The 1,116-nt window shown below is 69.9% G+C and carries 1 protein-coding gene; it reads right to left on the bottom strand.

What is annotated here, in order from left to right; genetic code table 11:
- On the bottom strand, window positions 1-1,116 hold a 1,116-nt coding region (locus SNE206_RS40030; RefSeq protein WP_407918513.1), incomplete at both ends, for an acyl-CoA dehydrogenase family protein.

Below are 1,116 nucleotides of genomic sequence, written 5' to 3'. Positions count from 1 at the left end.
GGCAGGTTGCGGGCCATGACGATGCGCTGGACCTGGTTGGTGCCCTCGTAGATCTGGGTGATCTTGGCGTCGCGCATCATGCGCTCGACCGGGTAGTCGCGGGTGTAGCCGTAGCCGCCGAGGAGCTGGACGGCGTCGGTGGTGATCTCCATCGCGGCGTCGGAGGCGAAGCACTTGGCGGCGGCACCGAAGAAGGTCAGGTCTGCATCGGTGCGCTGGGACTTCGCGGCGGCGGCGTAGGTGAGCTGGCGGGCGGCCTCCAGCTTCATCGCCATGTCGGCCAGCATGAACTGCACGCCCTGGAACTCGGCGATCGCCCTGCCGAACTGCTTGCGCTCCTGCACGTAGCCCTTGGCGTAGTCGAGGGCGCCCTGCGCGATGCCGATCGCCTGCGCGGCGATGGTGACCCGGGTGTGGTCGAGGGTCTTCATCGCGGTGGCGAAGCCGGTGCCCTCCGCGCCGATCATCCGGTCGGCGGGGATGCGCACGCCGTCGAAGTAGACCTCACGGGTCGGCGAGCCCTTGATGCCGAGCTTCTTCTCCGGCGCACCGAAGGAGACGCCCGCGTCGCCCTTCTCCACCACGAACGCGGAGATGCCCCTGGAGCGCTTCTCCGGGTCGGTGACGGCCATCACCGTGTAGAACTCGGAGACACCGGCGTTGGTGATCCAGCGCTTCACGCCGTCGAGCACCCAGAAGTCGCCGTCACGCACGGCGCGGGTCTTCATGCCGGCCGCGTCCGAGCCGGCCTCCGGCTCGGAGAGGCAGTACGAGAACATGCCCTCGCCCCGGGCCAGCGCGCCCAGGTACTTCGCCTTGAGCTCCTCGGAGCCCGAGAGCTGCACGGGCAGCGAGCCGAGCTTGTTGACCGCCGGGATCAGCGAGGACGACGCGCAGACCCGCGCGACCTCCTCGATGACGATCACGGTGGCGAGCGCGTCCGCGCCGGCGCCGCCGTACTCCTCGGGCACGTGCACGGCGTGCAGGTCGTTGGCCTGCAGGGCGTCGAGCGCCTCCTGCGGGAAACGGCCCTGCTCGTCGACCTCGGCCGCGTACGGGGCGATCTTGGCCTCGGCCAGCGAACGGATCGCGTCCCGGAGCATGTCGTGCTCCTCG

This window comes from Kitasatospora sp. NE20-6, from assembly GCF_045862635.1.
This window is presented reverse-complemented; position numbering and strand designations above follow the sequence as displayed.